We start from the raw sequence: 13,792 nt of genomic DNA, 5'->3' as shown, positions 1-13,792 counted from the left end.
GGCGCCGGCTGTTTGAAAAAGTGGATGTGATTCGTGAATGCGGTTTGTGGTTGCGGTTTGTGGTGTGCGTATGCGTGTTCAATGCCGCCTGTTGTCAGCGGCCAACGGCGTACCCCTGCATGCCGCGCGGGTTGGCCCCCGCGCGCAGCAGCAAGCCGCCGCCCATGCCCGGTTCACGCGTGCACGCGCTGATGCGCCCTTCGGACCACGCGGGGCCGACCTTGACGTCGTGGCCCGCCGCGCGCAGCGCGTCGATGGTGGCCTCGGGCAGACGCGATTCCACCGTCAGGCGGTTCAGCGTTTGCGTGCGTGGCCAGAACGATCCCGGGAAGTGATCGATGTGCCAGGACGGCGCGTCGATGGCTTCCTGCAAATTCATGCCCATGGCGTGACGCAAGAAGAACGCCACCGTCCATTGGTCCTGCTGGTCGCCGCCCGGCGTGCCGAACGCCATATAAGGTTGCCCGTCGCGCAGCACCAGGCCTGGCGACAGCGTCGTGCAAGGGCGCTTGCCCGGTTGCAGCTGGCCGGGCACGCCATCGTCCAGCCAGGTCATCTGCAAACGGGTCGTCAGCGGAAAGCCCAGGCCCGGCACGACCGGGCTGGACGATAGCCAGCCGCCCGACGGCGTGGCGGCCACCATGTTGCCGTCGCGGTCAATCACGTCGATCTGGCAGGTGTCGCCCACGAATATCTCGCGCGCGGCCCATTCGGCCACGGGCGGCAAGGCCGCGAACGTGGGTTCGCCCACGCCAAAGCGGGTGTCCGAGGCGGCCAGCGTGCGGGCCGCGGCGTCCAGGTCCGGCAGGCGGGGCGCCAGGCCGGCCGGGCTGCCGGGGCGGAAATCGGGCGACGCGTGGGTGCCGATCAATGCCGCGCGTTCGCGGGCATAGGCGTCGCTTAACAGCGCGGCCAGCGGCACCGGGGTGAAGTCGGGGTCGCCATACCAGGCGGCGCGGTCCGCGAAGGCCAGCTTGGCGGCTTCGGCAATGCGGTGCACGAATTGCGGCGAGGTCGGGTCCAGCCCGTCCATGCCCAGATGCCGCAGCATTGCCAGCTGCTGCAAATGCACCGGCCCTTGCGACCACACGCCGCACTTGGCCACGGTGTAGCGGCCGTACTGGGTGGTAACAGGCTCGTCGTAGGTGGCGCGCCAATCGGCCAGGTCGGACTTGCGCAGCAGGCCACGGTTGCGCTGCCCCGTGGTGTCGCGCACCGGCTCATTGGTGTAGTAGGCGTCGATGGCATCGGCCACAAAGCCGCGATACCAGCAGTCCAGCGCGGCGTCGATGCGCCCGCGCCGGTCGGTGCTGGCGGCGTGCGCCTCGTCCAGGATGCGCGTGTACGTGTCGGCGATGGCGGGCGTGCAGAACAGCGAATCGGGCGCGGGTACGCGGCCGTCGGGCATCCAGACGTCGCGCGAGGTGGTCCATTCATCACGAAACAGCGCCTGCACGGCCAGCACGGCCTGCGACACGCGCGGCACCAGCGGGAAGCCGTTGCGGGCGTAATCGATGGCGGGGCGCAAGACGTCGGCCAATTCCCACGTGCCGTAGTCGCGCAGCAACGTCAGCCAGGCGCCGAACGCGCCGGGCACGGTGGCCGGCAGCAGCCCGATGCCGGGCACCATCTCCACGCCCAGCGCGCGGAACGCGGCCGGCGTGGCCAGCGCGGGCGCGGGCCCCTGGCCGCACAGCGCGCGCATGCGCTTTTCGTTTTCGTTCCAGAGCAGGATGGGCACTTCGCCGCCCGGGCCATTCAGGTGGGGCTCGACGATTTGCAGCGTGAAGCCGCCGGCCACGGCCGCGTCGTAGGCGTTGCCGCCGCGTTCCAGCACGCCCATGGCTACCTGCGACGCCAGCCAATGTGTGGACGACACAACACCAAAGGTGCCGCGAATTTCAGGACGGGTGGTAAATGATGCGCTCATGGGGCGGCTCGGTGACAGGCGGGGAACGACCGCAGTATAGGGTCGTGAAATAACTGGAATCATCTTTATGGGCATGATTCAATAACCGTCCGGTTATAGAACGCCACCGAGTACCGCATGAGCTGGGACCCCACCCGACTGTCCAATCGCCTGAAGCACCGTCATCTGGCCCTGCTGGCCAACATTGCCCGGCATGGGTCCCTGACTCGTGTGGCGGCGGCTACCGGCATCAGCCAGCCCGCCGTGACCAAGGCGCTGGCCGAACTTGAAGATATTTTCGGCGGGCCGCTGTTCCTGCGCAGCGGTCGTGGCCTGTTGCCCACGCCGCTGGGCAACCTGGCGCTGGTGCGCGCGCGCCACCTGCAAAGCGACCTGGACCTATGGGCGCGCGAAGTCCAGGCGCTGCATGCCGGCCATTCCGCGCACCTGAACGTGGGCGTGGTGCCCTACGTGTCCAGCGCCTTGCTGACCGCCGCCATCAGCCGCCTGCATCAGCGTTATGGCGTCACGTTGACCCTGCATCGCGCGACCACGGACCATCTGGTGCCCATGCTGCGCCGCCACGAGCTGGATTGCATCATCAGCCGGGCCACGTCCACCGTGGCGCTGGACGACCTGATGCACAAGGTCCTGTACCGCCAGCGGCCGCGCCTGATCGCCCACAGCAGGCTGGCGCAACGGCTGGCGCGGCGCAAGCCGGATTGGGCCGCTGTCGCCGCCATGGATTGGGTGCTGCCCGCCGCCAACACCCCCACGCGGCAATTGATTGTTGAACACTTCATCCGCGCGGGATTGCGGCCGCCGTCCCCCGTGCTGGAAGCCTATTCCACGGATGTCATCGAAGGCATGTTGACGATGAACGAAACGCTGATATCCGTGGTGCCGGAAGACATCGCGCGCGAGCTTTGCCAGCGCGGAAAGCTGGGCATGCTGCCCTGGGACTTCGGGTGGGAACTGCCGCCCATCAACCTGATCCGACGCAAACGCGATCAGGTGCTGGCTGCCGAGGAACGGTTTTCGGAGATCCTGCTGGACCTGTGCGGCGACGCGGGGGCGTCCATTGGTACGGGGGCGGCCCCGGCCCCGGCCCCGGCCTAAACGGCGATGGTTCGCCGCACGATGTCCAGCAACTCGGCGGCCGCCACATCCGGGTCGGCATCGTTGCTGACGCGCCGTATCACGCACTGCGCCGGCACCGCGTAGTCCCGCGACGCGCTCGCCAGCCGTTGCGCGATCTGCTCGCCGCTTTCACGGCCCCGGCCCGCCAGCCGCTGCGCAAGCAGCGCCGGGGCAACGGTCAGCGCGACCGCCGTCAACGCGGGATAGCGCGCGTGCGCGATGGGCAGGTGCGCGCGCGAACCGTTCACGATCACCACCGCGCCACACGCCAGCCAGGTGTCGATTTCGATGCCGATGCCGTATTGCAGCCCGTGGCTGGCCCAACGCATCGCAAAGCAACCCAAGGCCGCGCGGCGGTCGAATTCGTCAGGCGTCAAAGACAGCGCGTCTTCCGTGGCGCCGCTGTCGCGCGTGATGTAGCGGTGCGCCACCAGCACGGGTTCATGCGCGTGCAATTGGGCGCGCACACGACGCAGCAGCGTGTCCTTGCCGCTGCCCGATGCGCCCATCAAGTAGATCAGCCGCGCGCCGCAAGCCGGCGGCGGAACCGGTGCGGGCCCGGTCATGGCGCGGGGGCGCCTTGCAAGGCCTGCACGCCGATGGCGTCTGTTTGCGCGCCGTCGAAATGGTAGTGGCGCGCGGCGACGAAATCCGCACCCGGCTCCGGCTGCACGAACAGGCTGACGCCAGACACGGGCATGGCCTGCCCGCGCAACGGCTCGGCAAAGGCGGCCACGCTGTGTTGCGCCGCGGCCAGCGCGTCGCCTTCCAACTTGCCGGTCAGCGTGATGTGGAACGTGTACGTATCAAAGACATAGGGGTAGCCCCAGCGCGCCAACATGGCTTGCTGCGCGGGCGTCAACGCAGTGGCCTGGCGCCTTGCCAGTTCGTCGGCGGTGGGGGGCGCACGCAGGGCGTCAAGATCGCGCACGGCCGCGTCCGCCAAGGCCTGGATGCGGCTGTGGCCATCGGCATCCGCCTGCGCGATGCGCCAGGCCAGGAAGCCGCGCAGCGTGGCGCATTCCAACATGACGCTGAATGGCGCAAAGCCGCGCGCAAGCGTGCGAGCCGCGTCGTCCAGCGCCTGCGGGGTCGCGCCCGATGCCAGGCGAAAGGGCGGCTTCAGCGTGGCATGCAGGCCGTAATGGCGTGGCGCGGCAGTCCAGTCGTGCGCGGCGGATGGCATGCCCGGCAGAGGCGACAGCGCCGCGCCCGTGTCGGCGCAGCGTCCCAGCCAGCGGCTGCCACCATCGCGCCAGGGCTTGGCGGGCGACAGGTACAGGGCGTAGCGATGCGCAAGCGCCATGGTCAGGCCGCCATGCGTTGGCTGTGATCGTCGCCGAAGACCCGCGTGGCATAGCGCAGTTCGCCGCCGACAATGGCGGCCACCACGCGCGGCAGCCCCGGCAGATGGTCGTCCACCACGATGGCGTCGGCGATCAGGCCCGGCGCCAAGGCGCCCCGGTCTTTCAGGCCGGCGGCGCGCGCGGGGTTCATCGACACCAGGTTCCAGGCCTGCGCCAGCGGCAACACGCCGTCCTGCACCAGCCGCATCACGGCGGCCAGCGGCGCGGGGTAGTAGTAGTCGGACGTCAACACGTCGCACAGCCCGGCCTGGATCATCTGGGTGGCGCCCGGCGCGCCCGTATGGCTGCCGCCGCGCACGACGTTGGGCGCGCCGAAGACCACGGCGTTGCCCAGATCGCGGGCGACGCAGGCGGCTTCGCGGGTCAGCGGAAATTCGGCTACGCCGCAACCCAGCTGGTGGTAGTAGCGGCGCGTGGCGGCGTCGGGGTCGTCGTGCGAGGCCACCTTCAAGCCCGCGGCCTGCGCGCACAGCGTCAGGTCACGCATGGCGTCCGCCACGGAATCGGCCGCCGACATCGCGGCGCGGATGCGTTGCTGGAAGGTGTCCAGATCGCACTGCGCGCGGTCTGCGTACTGCATCAGCTTGCGTTCATCGCCAAGACGGCGCGCCATGCTGGGCAGGTGATCGTTCAACGCCAGAAAGCGCACCCGGCCATCGCGAATCCACTGCTGCGCCAGGTCCACGCCGCCGATGTGGTGGGTTTCAAAACGCAGGTGCACATAATGCCGTGCGCCCATCATCGGCTTCATGCGCTCCAGCGCGTCGAACATGCGTTCGGCATAGGCTTCGCCGCGCAGGCCGCCTTCCCAGGACAGGGTCACGCCATGGAATTCGGTGGTGATGCCGTTGGCCAGCAACTGGCGGTCGACATCGAACAACGCGCTGTCATACGGAAAGGTGACACTGGGGCGCGGCATGATGGCGCGTTCAAACGCGTCGCCGTGCAAGTCCACGATGCCGGGCAGCACCAGCAGGCTGCCGGCGTCGAACCACGGCGCGCCGCGCGCGGGGGCGCTTGCGCCGTCGTCGATCAGTCCGCCTTGAAAGCGCAGGCTGGCCTGTTCAACGCCGCGCGGCGTCAGGATGCGTTGGCCTGTGACACCGGCCAGGGGCGAGGGGGCGTGTGAGTTCATTGCGCCAAGTTATCGGTCTAGCATGACAGCCAGATGTCTAGATGATTGATATTGCATTTTCCGCGCCGGTGCGCGGCACGGCGAGCCGGCCGATCAGCTGTCGTCCGCCACCATCAGCTGCACCAGGTCGCCGACAAAGCGGGTGATGCTGTATTGCAACGGCGCGCCCTCCTGGTCCACGTTCAAGGCTTCCACTTGCAGGATGGGCCGCGTTTTGGGCTGACCCAGCAAGCGCGCGGTTTCGGGCGTGGGTAGTGTGGCGGTAATGCGCGACCACTTGCGCGTGTAGTCGCCAATGCCGTAGTGGCCATACACCTTCGACACCGAGCGCAGCGCGGTCAGCCGGTCGGCAAAATCGGGAAAGCGCTTTTCGTCGAAGTAGTGTTCAGAGGTACTGATGGTTCGGTTTTCGGCCTTGCCAACAATCTGCACGCGCAACAGCGGCGCCGTGCGAGCCAGGCCCAGGTGCTTGGCGATATCGGCGGCGCGCAGCGTCTGGCTGCCCAGCGCCTCCTGGTGGCCCAGCACGCCCTGGCTACGCAGGTTTTCGGAAAAGCGCGTGCGCTTGCCGATGGCGTAATCAATGGCGTGTTCTTGCACGAACGTGCCGCGGCCCTGTTCGATGCGCACCAGCCCGCTTTGCTCAAGCTCGCCCATGGCGCGGCGGATGGTGTGCCGGTTGACCGAAAACTTGGCGGCCAGTTCGGGCTCGGACGGCAGCTGTTCGCCCGCCATATAGAGCTTGTTGCGGATGTCGTCCGCCAGGGACTCGCCAATTTGCCGCCAGACGGCGATGCCGGAACCTCGTTCGACCATAGGGTGCGCTCTTGCTGTCACATCAGCTTCATGAAGAATGGCTGTGATTGTGCACCATGCGGCGGCGGCCGGGTAGGCGATGTGCAGCCGATGCATCGCCGCCGCAACTGTCATCAAAAATTCACGCCAGACTGTTGAACTTCAATTTGTCAGCGATCATACTTCATCCAGTCGTCTAGACGTGTAGAGGAAATAATGGATCACTCACAAGCAGGGCAGACCGCGGCGAACGCCAGGCGCGCCGCCTGGATGCGCGTGCTGTCGTTGGCCGACCCGGCCGCGCTGGAAGGCGCTTTCAGAGGGTTGGGCGGCGTACCCGCCCACCAGATGCTGCGGCCCGCGCAGACCGGCATGGCGATGGTGCGGGCGCGTAGCGGCGGCACCGGGGCGCGCTTCAACCTTGGCGAAATGACGGTGACACGTTGCGCCGTCACGCTGGCCGACGGCGTGGTGGGCATGGCCTATGTGCAGGGGCGCAGCGCCCGGCACGCCGAACAGGCCGCCGTGGCCGACGCGCTGCTGCAACTGCCCGAATGGCACGACACGGTGGATGCACAAGTGATCCAGCCGCTGGCGCGGGCGCATGCCGACAAGGTCGATGCCCAGGCCCGCGTGGCCGCGCAAACCAAGGTCGAATTCTTCACGATGGTGCGAGGCGAGGACTGACATGCCGACACAGACCATGCAGGCACAAAGCCTGCAAGCACAAAGCCTGCAAGCACAAAGCCTGCAAGCACAAAGCCTGCAAGCACAAAGCCTGCAAGCACAAAGCCTGCAAGCACAAAGCGCGCAAGCACAGGACCTGCAAGCCCAGGCCCAGCCGATCCGCACCGACGCCGCGCCCGCCGCGCCCGCCGCGCGGCGCGGCCTGCTGCCCGGCTTTGCCGACCCCGTCAACGATGCGCAAACCACCTTCCGCGCCGCGCTGCGCGCGTTGGCGCATCCCGGTCGCATCCAGCGGATCACCGCGCGCACCGGCGTGCCCGCCGGGCTTTCGATGGCGATGACGGCGTTGTTGCTGACGCTGGTGGACGGTGACACCCCGCTGTGGTTGCCGCCCGGCGTGAACGAGGACGTCGTGACGTTCCTGCGCTTTCACTGCGGATGCCCCTTCGTGCCGTCGCCGTCGCTGGCTCGCTTTGCCGCCGTGCCGTCCGGCCACGCCGCGCCCGCGCTGTCGGCCTGCCATGCGGGCGACCCGGCGTATCCCGACCTGTCCACCACTTTGCTGATCGACGTCGACGCGCTGGCCGACGACGGCGTCATGAACGCCGCGCATGACACCGTCAGCCTCGGCGGCCCCGGCATCCAGACCCGTCACGCGCTGTCGGTAGCGGGCTTGCCCGACGGCTTTTGGCGCGAATGGCGCCTGAACCACCAACGTTTCCCGCTGGGCGTCGACGTGTTCCTGACGCAAGGCGAGCGGATCTGTGGATTGCCGCGCACCACGCGCGTGGAGAACTGACATGTACGTCGCCGTCAAAGGGGGCGAGCGCGCCATCCTGAATTCTTATCGCATGCTGGACGACTACCGCCGCGGCAACCGCGAGGTGCCCGAGCTAAGCCTGGACCAGATCCGCGAACAGATGCCGCTGGCCGTGTCACGCGTGATGGCCGAGGGCTCGCTCTACGATCCGCAACTGGCCGCGCTGGCGCTCAAGCAAGCCGCCGGCGACCAGATCGAAGCCGTGTTCCTGCTGCGAGCCTATCGCACAACGCTGTCGCGGCTGGGCTATACGCAGCCGATCGACACCGGCGCCATGCGCCTGCAACGCCGCATTTCGTCCACGTTCAAGGACGTGCCCGGCGGGCAGATCCTGGGCCCCACCTACGACTACACACAGCGCCTGCTGGACTTCACGCTGGCGGCCCAGCGCGAGGCCGACGCGCTGCCCCCGGGCACTGACGCCCTGGACAGCGACATGCCGCGCGTGACGGACCTGCTGGCGCACGATGACCTGATCGACGCCGAACCCGTGCCCGAGGGCGACCCCGAGCCTTTCGACCTGACGCGCCAGCCGATGGAATTTCCGGCATCGCGCCCGGCACGCTTGCAAAACCTGGCACGCGCCGACGAGGGCTTTCTGTTGTCCATGGGCTATTCCACGCAGCGCGGCTATGGCAACACCCATCCCTTCGCCGCCGAGATCCGCTACGGCACGCTGGAAGTCGACATGATGGTGGAAGAGCTGGGCTTTGCCGTCACGGTGGGCGAAATCGAAATCACCGAATGCCAGATGGTCAGCCAGTTCGCCGGCAACGGCGAAGACGGCCCGAAGTTCACGCGCGGCTACGGCCTGACGTTCGGCTACGGCGAACGCCGAGCCATGTCGATGGCGCTGGTGGACCGTGCGCTAAAGGCGCAAGAGCTGGGCGAGCGCGCCGACTCGCCCGCCAACGATCACGAATTCGTGCTGTATCACAGCGACAACGTCGAGGCGTCCGGCTTTGTGCAGCACTTGAAGCTGCCGCATTACGTGGACTTCCAGGCCAACCTGGAACTGCTGCGCCGGCTGCGCGCCGACCGGCACGCGCCGCAACCCGCTTCCCGCGACCTGATGGACGAGGCTGTTTCGCAATGACCCCGAACACGAATGCAACGCTGAACAACAAGGCGGACGCGACGGCCACCGCCACGGTCCAGGCCATAGCCAACGATCCGGCCACCGCCTCGGCCGCCACGGTCCCGCGCGACGAGCACTACAACTTTGCCTACCTGGACGAATCCACCAAGCGCATGTTGCGCCGCGCCTTGCTCAAGGCCGTGGCCATCCCCGGCTACCAGGTGCCGTTCGGCAGCCGCGAAATGCCGCTGCCGTATGGCTGGGGCACGGGCGGCATCCAGGTAACGGCGGCCATCATCGGCACGGATGACGTGCTTAAGGTCATCGACCAGGGTTCGGACGACACGACCAACGCCATCAACATCCGCCGCTTCTTCGGCCGCGTCACGGGCGTGGCCACCACCACGTCCACGCCCGCGGCGACCATCGTGCAAAGCCGCCACCGCATCCCGGAAACCCCGCTGCGCGAAGGGCAGGTCATGGTGTTCCAGGTGCCCATCCCCGAGCCCCTGCGCTGGCTGGAACCCAGCGAAACCGAAACGCGCACCATGCACGCGCTGGCCGAGTACGGCGGCATGCACGTCAAGCTGTACGAAGACATCGCGCAGCATGGCCACATCGCCACCACCTACGATTACCCCGTCATCGTGAACGACCGCTACATGATGCGGCCGTCACCCATCCCGAAGTTCGACAACCCCAAGCTGGACGGCAGCCCCGCGCTGATGCTGTTCGGCGCCGGCCGCGAAAAGCGCGTCTACGCCGTGCCGCCCTACACCTCGGTCAAGAGCCTGGACTTCGACGATCACCCGTTCACCGTGGAAACCTGGGCCGAATGCTGCGACCTGTGCGGCTCGCGGGACAGCTATCTGGACGAGATCATCCTGGACGACGCCGGCACACGCCGCTTTGTGTGTTCGGACACCGAATACTGCAATCACCGCCAAACGCAGCAACGCGACAACGAGGCCGCCGCATGAACGCGCATCCACTGCTTTCCGTGCGCAAGCTGACCCGCACGTGGGACGGCGTGCACGGCTGCCGCGACGTCAGCTTTGACCTGTATCCGGGCGAAGTGCTGTGCATCGTGGGGGAATCGGGCTCGGGCAAAAGCACCTTGCTGTCGGCCGTGTCGCACCAGACCGCGCCCGATGCAGGCAGCGTCTGGTACGACACGCGTGACCAGGGCTTCATCGACCTGGCCGGCCTGCAAGGCGCGCGGCTGCGATTGTTGTCGCGCACCGATTGGGGCTTCGTGCGGCAGAACGCCCGCGACGGGCTGCGCATGCAGGTCAGCGCGGGCGCCAATATCGCCGAGCGGCTGATGGCGGTGGGCGACCGGCACTACGGCGACCTGCGCGCCGTGGCGGGCAACTGGCTGCAAAAGATGGAGATCGACGTGGGCCGGCTGGACGATACGCCGGTGTCGTTTTCCGGCGGCATGCAGCAGCGTCTGCAAATCGCCCGCAACCTGGTGACGCACCCGCGCCTGGTGTTCATGGACGAACCCACGGCATCGCTGGACGTGTCCGTGCAGGCGCGGCTGCTGGACCTGCTGCGCCAACTGGTCACGGACCTGGGCCTGGCCGCCATCGTCGTCACGCATGACCTGGCGGTGGCGCGGCTGCTGGCGCATCGCACGCTGGTGATGCGCGGCGGCGTTGTGGTTGAAAGCGGGCTGACCGACCAGATTCTTGACGACCCTCAACACCCCTACACCCAGTTGCTGGTGTCTTCCATTTTGCAGAGCTGACCATGCATGCATCCTCACCCATGATCGAAGTGCGGGGGCTGGTGAAACGGTTCACGCTGCACAACCAGGGCGGCATGCATCTGCCCGTGCTGGATGCCGTGGACATGACCGCCGCCGCCGGCGATTGCCTGGTGCTGGCCGGCCCGTCGGGCACCGGAAAAAGCACCTTGCTGCGTTGCCTGTATGGCAACTACCTGGCCACCGAAGGCAGCATCCGCGTGCGCGCCCATGATGAATGGGTCGAGCTGGTGGGCGCGCCCGAACAGCGCATCCTGGCGCTGCGCCGCGACGTCATCGGCTACGTCAGCCAGTTCCTGCGCGTCATTCCCCGGGTGTCCGCGCTGGACGTGGTGGCCGAGCCGCTGCGCGTGGCGGGCGTGGACGCCGCCGATGCGCGCGAGCAGGCCGGCGCCTTGCTGCAACGCTTGAATGTGCCGCCGCGTTTGTGGGGCCTGGCGCCCGCCACGTTTTCTGGCGGCGAGCAGCAGCGCGTCAACATCGCGCGCGGCTTTATTGCGCGCCATCCGATTCTGTTGCTGGACGAACCCACGGCGTCGTTGGATGCCGACAACCGCCGCGTGGTGATCGCTCTGATCCACGAAGCACTGGCGGCGGGCCGCTGCCTGCTGGGCATCTTTCACGACGCCGAAGTGCGCGACGCCGTTGCCACCCAAACCCTGGCGCTGCGCCCCGCGCCGCCCGCCTCGCTTGCCCTGGAGCCCTCATGCCAAGCTCATACCTGACCCATGCCCGCGTGATCATGCCCGACCGCGTGCTGGAGAACAGCGCGGTGCTGATCGATGACGGCCGCATCGTGGCCATCGAGCCGGACGGCGCGCGGGCGGACCGCGTGGTGGACCTGCAAGGCCAGACCTTGATGCCCGGCTTGATCGACCTGCATTGCGACGCCATCGAAAAGGAAGCGGAGCCTCGCTCGCGCGTGCTGTTTCCGTTCGATTTCGCGGTGGCGCAGGTCGACCGTCGCAACGCCGCCGCGGGCATCACCACGCCTTTTCATGCGCTGTCTTTCGCCAACAATGAATGGGGCGTGCGCAACAACCAGACGGCGGCGCAGGTGGTGCGCGCGGTGCATGCGTTCCGCCCGCACAGCCTGGTGGACAACCGCGTGCATTGCCGCTACGAAGTCACCGACCCAACCTCGGTGGACGTATTGCGCGCATTGATGGACGAGGGCGCGGTGGACCTGTTGTCGGTGATGGACCATTCGCCGGGGCAGGGGCAGTTCAAGACGCTGGAATCCTATCTGCAATACATGATGGGCAACCACGCCATGAGCCGCGAGCAGGCCGAAGAGGCGGCCCACGCCAAGACACGCGCCAAGGACGGGGCGGTGACGCGCGTGCAGGCACTGCTGGCGCACGCGCATGCGCTGGGCATCGCCACCGCCAGCCATGACGACGATTCCGTGCAGCGCATCGCCACGATGCGTAACCTGGGCGTGTCGATGAGCGAATTCCCCATCACGCTGGACACGGCGCGCGCGGCGGTTTCCTGCGGCCTGCCCACCATTCTTGGGGCGCCCAACGTGTTGCGCGGGCAAAGCCAGAGCGGGTCGATGCGCGCCATCGACGCCATCCGCGCGGGCGTGGCCAGCTGCCTGTGTTCGGACTACCAACCGTCCACGCTGATCGCCGCCGCATTCGCCGTGGCGGCGCAAACCGACCTGAGCTGGCCGCAAGCCATCGCGCTGGTCACGGCAAACCCGGCCGACGCCTGCGGGCTGGCCGATCGGGGCCGGATCGCGGTGGGCCAGCGGGCGGATCTGGTGGCAGTGGCACAAGTTGGCGCGCTGTCACTGATCAGTCACACCTGGTCGGCCGGCCGGCTGGTATTCTCCACGCACTATCTGCCGACGCGCACGCACGCGGCGGCGTCGCCCGAAGCGCAACGCGAGGCGGCATGACACCCTGTTTTTCCGGAGTACCGCGATGAATCCGATCGTGATTGCCGTGGCGCTAAGCGCAACGCATGCGTTCAGCAAGCCGGTCGTGCCGACCATCCTGCTGGTCAAGGGGCTGGGCGTCGAAGGCGACGCGCATCAGGGGGTGACCGTCAAGCATCGCTCGCGCGTGCGGGCCGACCCCACGCAGCCCAACCTGCGCCAGGTGCATCTGATTCAGGCGGAACTGCACGACGAGCTGCAACTGGCCGGCTTCAATGTGGCCGAAGGCACGATGGGCGAAAACATCACCACGCGCGGTATTGACCTGTTGGCGTTGCCACGCGGGGCGCGACTGCGTATCGGCGAAGACGCAATCATCGAAATCACCGGGTTGCGCAATCCGTGCGTGCAACTGGACCAATATCAGAAAGGTCTGATGGCCGCCGTGCTGGGCCGCAACCCGGACGGCAGCCTGCAACGGCGCGCCGGCGTGATGGGGATTGTGATCGAGGGCGGGGCGGTCTGCCCGGGCGACAGTATCCGAACCGAGCTTCCCGCACTGCCGCATTTGGCACTGGAACGGGTGTAGCGTCAAAAACATCGCGGGCAGCCACAGACGGGTCGCCGCGCATCTGGTTAAATGGCGAAAGGCGTAACGGCCTGAGGCGCAGCCGATACTTTTTCGGCTCGCCATCCAATTTTCCGGAGCGCGCAATGGCACGATTCAATTTCACCCAAGACCCCGAAGAACCCGATCTGTGGGCGGCCGAAAACGTGCCTGCCGGCGATGGCCGGCCCCCCATTCACGTCATGATCCAGACGGATGGCGAAGAGCCCGACAGCGGCGCCTCCAAGGTGGTCAAGGGCATCATCGACAATCTTGACGATCACATCCTGGCAGCGGCCGAGTTCCTGCTGGATAACTATTCGTACGAGCACTACAAAAAGCTGGGTCTGGAAGACGACCAGTTGCTGCAGGAAGAAACCGCCGACGCTATGGCCGAAAAAGCCGTGCTGCGCGCGTTGTGGCTGTTCGACGAAGACGGCGACGGCTACGAACTGTGGTTCACGCTGCCGTGGGATCCGGTCCACACGTATGACGTCGAATTCGAAGACGGCGCGCCGGTGTCGTGCTCGGTCAACGACTAAGCAGTTGAAAACCCGGCCAGGCGCTGACAGTCCGATCAAGCACTGAAAGCCTGACC

Annotated in this window: 15 protein-coding genes; 10 read left to right on the top strand and 5 right to left on the bottom strand. The window is 67.2% G+C overall.

Annotation, left to right across the window (positions count from 1 at the left end; all coding sequences use genetic code 11):
• Positions 1 to 94 precede the first annotated feature (94 nt).
• Positions 95 to 1,930: a gamma-glutamyltransferase family protein gene (locus tag AC0Z35_RS00855; protein ID WP_319307538.1), complete on the bottom strand. Its 1,836-nt coding sequence runs from the start codon at positions 1,928 to 1,930 to the stop codon at positions 95 to 97.
• A gap of 117 nt (positions 1,931 to 2,047) precedes the next feature.
• Between AC0Z35_RS00855 and AC0Z35_RS00850 the strand changes: the two genes are divergently transcribed.
• Positions 2,048 to 3,028: a LysR family transcriptional regulator gene (locus AC0Z35_RS00850; RefSeq protein WP_485131572.1), complete on the top strand. Its 981-nt coding sequence runs from the start codon at positions 2,048 to 2,050 to the stop codon at positions 3,026 to 3,028.
• On the opposite strand, the gene phnN is transcribed toward AC0Z35_RS00850, so the two are convergent.
• From phnN to phnF, 4 genes are all read right to left on the bottom strand, one after another.
• Positions 3,025 to 3,615 carry a phosphonate metabolism protein/1,5-bisphosphokinase (PRPP-forming) PhnN gene (gene phnN / locus AC0Z35_RS00845; protein WP_485131573.1) on the bottom strand — a complete coding sequence of 197 codons (591 nt, stop codon included), beginning with the start codon at positions 3,613 to 3,615 and terminating at the stop codon, positions 3,025 to 3,027. The two genes, AC0Z35_RS00850 and phnN, sit on opposite strands and share 4 nt — an antisense overlap.
• Entirely contained in the window at positions 3,612 to 4,355 is a 744-nt protein-coding gene (locus AC0Z35_RS00840) for a DUF1045 domain-containing protein (RefSeq protein WP_485131574.1), read from the bottom strand. The genes phnN and AC0Z35_RS00840 overlap by 4 nt, the downstream gene beginning before the upstream one ends.
• Before the next feature lie 2 nt (positions 4,356 to 4,357).
• Complete coding sequence (locus AC0Z35_RS00835; protein WP_485131575.1) at positions 4,358 to 5,551, bottom strand: alpha-D-ribose 1-methylphosphonate 5-triphosphate diphosphatase; 1,194 nt, start codon at positions 5,549 to 5,551, stop codon at positions 4,358 to 4,360.
• Positions 5,552 to 5,644: 93 nt separating this feature from the next.
• A complete protein-coding gene (gene phnF / locus AC0Z35_RS00830) occupies positions 5,645 to 6,367 on the bottom strand; it encodes a phosphonate metabolism transcriptional regulator PhnF (protein WP_120156723.1) in 723 nt (240 codons plus the stop codon).
• Between the two features lie 195 nt (positions 6,368 to 6,562).
• Between phnF and phnG the strand changes: the two genes are divergently transcribed.
• From phnG to AC0Z35_RS00785, 9 genes are all read left to right on the top strand, one after another.
• On the top strand, positions 6,563 to 7,033 hold the full coding sequence (phnG, locus tag AC0Z35_RS00825; RefSeq protein WP_319307543.1) for a phosphonate C-P lyase system protein PhnG: 471 nt from the start codon (positions 6,563 to 6,565) through the stop codon (positions 7,031 to 7,033).
• A 157-nt stretch (positions 7,034 to 7,190) separates the two neighbouring features.
• Positions 7,191 to 7,832: a phosphonate C-P lyase system protein PhnH gene (gene phnH, locus AC0Z35_RS00820; RefSeq protein WP_485131665.1), complete on the top strand. Its 642-nt coding sequence runs from the start codon at positions 7,191 to 7,193 to the stop codon at positions 7,830 to 7,832.
• A 1-nt stretch (position 7,833) separates the two neighbouring features.
• Positions 7,834 to 8,949, top strand: a complete 1,116-nt coding sequence (locus AC0Z35_RS00815) for a carbon-phosphorus lyase complex subunit (RefSeq protein WP_485131576.1) — start codon at positions 7,834 to 7,836, stop codon at positions 8,947 to 8,949.
• Positions 8,946 to 9,911 (top strand): alpha-D-ribose 1-methylphosphonate 5-phosphate C-P-lyase PhnJ, encoded by a 966-nt coding sequence (locus tag AC0Z35_RS00810; RefSeq protein ID WP_485131577.1) that lies wholly within the window; start codon positions 8,946 to 8,948, stop codon positions 9,909 to 9,911. The genes AC0Z35_RS00815 and AC0Z35_RS00810 overlap by 4 nt, the downstream gene beginning before the upstream one ends.
• Entirely contained in the window at positions 9,908 to 10,684 is a 777-nt protein-coding gene (phnK, locus tag AC0Z35_RS00805) for a phosphonate C-P lyase system protein PhnK (protein WP_046804399.1), read from the top strand. Before AC0Z35_RS00810 ends, phnK begins: the two co-directional genes overlap by 4 nt.
• 2 nt (positions 10,685 to 10,686) lie before the next feature.
• Positions 10,687 to 11,427: a phosphonate C-P lyase system protein PhnL gene (phnL, locus tag AC0Z35_RS00800; RefSeq protein WP_485131578.1), complete on the top strand. Its 741-nt coding sequence runs from the start codon at positions 10,687 to 10,689 to the stop codon at positions 11,425 to 11,427.
• A complete protein-coding gene (locus AC0Z35_RS00795) occupies positions 11,409 to 12,608 on the top strand; it encodes an alpha-D-ribose 1-methylphosphonate 5-triphosphate diphosphatase (protein WP_485131579.1) in 1,200 nt (399 codons plus the stop codon). The genes phnL and AC0Z35_RS00795 overlap by 19 nt, the downstream gene beginning before the upstream one ends.
• A gap of 25 nt (positions 12,609 to 12,633) precedes the next feature.
• Positions 12,634 to 13,176, top strand: coding sequence for an MOSC domain-containing protein (locus AC0Z35_RS00790; RefSeq protein WP_104144580.1), 543 nt, complete (start codon positions 12,634 to 12,636; stop codon positions 13,174 to 13,176).
• Positions 13,177 to 13,301: 125 nt separating this feature from the next.
• Positions 13,302 to 13,736, top strand: a complete 435-nt coding sequence (locus AC0Z35_RS00785) for a hypothetical protein (RefSeq protein ID WP_046804403.1) — start codon at positions 13,302 to 13,304, stop codon at positions 13,734 to 13,736.
• The last annotated feature ends 56 nt before the right edge of the window (positions 13,737 to 13,792 follow it).

It is taken from the genome of Achromobacter sp. 1L-A-4-B-C2 (assembly GCF_057291955.1).
Note: the sequence above shows the minus strand (reverse complement) of the source record. Positions and strands in the feature narration are given on the sequence as shown.

Bases quoted from the DNA above. Each gene is read 5' to 3' on its own strand.
- phnN (WP_485131573.1), bottom strand. From the start codon at position 3,615: ATGACCGGGCCCGCACCGGTTCCGCCGCCGGCTTGCGGCGCGCGGCTG.
- AC0Z35_RS00850 (WP_485131572.1), top strand. From the start codon at position 2,048: ATGAGCTGGGACCCCACCCGACTGTCCAATCGCCTGAAGCACCGTCAT.
- AC0Z35_RS00840 (WP_485131574.1), bottom strand. From the start codon at position 4,355: ATGGCGCTTGCGCATCGCTACGCCCTGTACCTGTCGCCCGCCAAGCCC.
- AC0Z35_RS00835 (WP_485131575.1), bottom strand. From the start codon at position 5,551: ATGAACTCACACGCCCCCTCGCCCCTGGCCGGTGTCACAGGCCAACGC.
- AC0Z35_RS00815 (WP_485131576.1), top strand. From the start codon at position 7,834: ATGTACGTCGCCGTCAAAGGGGGCGAGCGCGCCATCCTGAATTCTTAT.
- AC0Z35_RS00790 (WP_104144580.1), top strand. From the start codon at position 12,634: ATGAATCCGATCGTGATTGCCGTGGCGCTAAGCGCAACGCATGCGTTC.
- phnL (WP_485131578.1), top strand. From the start codon at position 10,687: ATGCATGCATCCTCACCCATGATCGAAGTGCGGGGGCTGGTGAAACGG.
- phnK (WP_046804399.1), top strand. From the start codon at position 9,908: ATGAACGCGCATCCACTGCTTTCCGTGCGCAAGCTGACCCGCACGTGG.
- AC0Z35_RS00810 (WP_485131577.1), top strand. From the start codon at position 8,946: ATGACCCCGAACACGAATGCAACGCTGAACAACAAGGCGGACGCGACG.
- phnG (WP_319307543.1), top strand. From the start codon at position 6,563: ATGGATCACTCACAAGCAGGGCAGACCGCGGCGAACGCCAGGCGCGCC.
- AC0Z35_RS00785 (WP_046804403.1), top strand. From the start codon at position 13,302: ATGGCACGATTCAATTTCACCCAAGACCCCGAAGAACCCGATCTGTGG.
- phnF (WP_120156723.1), bottom strand. From the start codon at position 6,367: ATGGTCGAACGAGGTTCCGGCATCGCCGTCTGGCGGCAAATTGGCGAG.
- AC0Z35_RS00855 (WP_319307538.1), bottom strand. From the start codon at position 1,930: ATGAGCGCATCATTTACCACCCGTCCTGAAATTCGCGGCACCTTTGGT.
- AC0Z35_RS00795 (WP_485131579.1), top strand. From the start codon at position 11,409: ATGCCAAGCTCATACCTGACCCATGCCCGCGTGATCATGCCCGACCGC.